The sequence below is a fragment of the Streptomyces neyagawaensis genome (assembly GCF_023516595.1).
Taxonomy (GTDB): Bacteria; Actinomycetota; Actinomycetes; order Streptomycetales; family Streptomycetaceae; genus Streptomyces; species Streptomyces neyagawaensis.
Window position 1 is genome coordinate 1 of sequence record NZ_JAMGBG010000228.1, and the last position, 1213, is coordinate 1213.

The 1213-nt window shown below is 71.1% G+C and carries 2 protein-coding genes; one reads left to right on the top strand and one right to left on the bottom strand.

Annotation, left to right across the window (positions count from 1 at the left end):
* Positions 1 to 259: 259 nt before the first annotated feature.
* Entirely contained in the window at positions 260 to 913 is a 654-nt protein-coding gene (locus M8J73_RS44320; RefSeq protein ID WP_055543227.1) for a TetR/AcrR family transcriptional regulator, read from the bottom strand.
* 62 nt (positions 914 to 975) lie between these two features.
* Between M8J73_RS44320 and M8J73_RS44325 the strand changes: the two genes are divergently transcribed.
* Positions 976 to 1213 (top strand): class II aldolase/adducin family protein (locus tag M8J73_RS44325; protein WP_249829916.1); only part of this gene is annotated, 238 nt, incomplete at its 3' end.

Here is a 1213-nt window from a genome sequence, read left to right on the forward strand (position 1 = left end):
TCGATCACCCATCGCTTCAGCAGGGGCTCCCGTGTTTCCTCGCACTGGCCCGGCCGACGCCGTCGCCCGGGTGGAGAAGAAGACCGGAGGCCCCGCCCGCCTCGTCCTCACCCGTGAACACCGACGGCGGCCGGAGGAGGCGGTCTCCCTGCAGACCGCCGCTGAACGACAGCCCCGCACCGCCATGTCGGCCGGCTGCCGCCGGTCGCGGTGGCCCCGACGACCCGGCGTGACGCCCCGCCGGTCGCCGGACTCGCGGCTACCGGGTCCAGTGGCCGAGATAGGCGCGCAGCATGCTCTTGAGATGGCCGAGCAGTTCGGCGTCTCCGGCGGCGTCCGTGCGGAAGGCGTCCTGGGTCACCGCGTCGGCGGCGAGGAAGGCGGTGTAGCAGGCCGTCGCCGCCTCCCTGTCGTCGGGCAACAGGCGCTGTGCGACCAGGATGCGGTGCAGCCCCGCCGCCATGACGCGCTTGTGCTTGCTGTCGGCCTGCCTGGTCCATTCGGTGAGGTGGCGTCCGAACCACAGGGCCCGAAAGCCCGGTTCGGAACGGTAGATGTCCGCGAAGGCGTCGACGAGCACGGTCACCGGATCACTCCATGTCTCCGTGCGCGCGAGTTCGACGAACGCCTCCATGGCCGCTTCCAGCCGGGTCAGGTACATATCGGCCAGGGCCTCGACGATGGCCTCCCGGTCGGGCAGGTACTGGTACAGCGCCCCCACGGACACCCCCGACTCGGCGGCGACGCGGGTCGTGGTCAGCACGTCCGCGCCTTCCGCGACGAGCAGCCGTTCGGCGGCCTCCAGCACCCGGGCGACCTTCTCCCTCGCCCGGGCCTGGCGTGGCATCCGCCGCAGCCGCAGCGCCGTGACCTGCACCATGTCGCTCCCGTCGGGTTCGTCCGTCGCGGGCATCCGTCGCACCCTTCCGTAAAACCAAATGTGACTTTGTTTCATGTTCAGGGTACCTTCGCGGCATGGCTGACGCGAACGAGTTGCTGCCAGAACCGCGGCGCGCCGTGGCGGAGGCGTGCCACCGCCTCGCCGACGAGGGACTGCTGATCGGCACGGCGGGCAATGTGAGCATGCGCGACGGCGACCGGATCGCGGTCACCGCCACCGGCGCCGTCCTCGGACAGTGCACGCCCCACCAGGTGACGGTATTGGGCCCCGACGGCGGGACACTCGCCGGGAACCTCGAACCGACCTCCGAAC

Bases quoted from the DNA above. Each gene is read 5' to 3' on its own strand.
- M8J73_RS44320 (WP_055543227.1), bottom strand. From the start codon at position 913: ATGCCCGCGACGGACGAACCCGACGGGAGCGACATGGTGCAGGTCACG.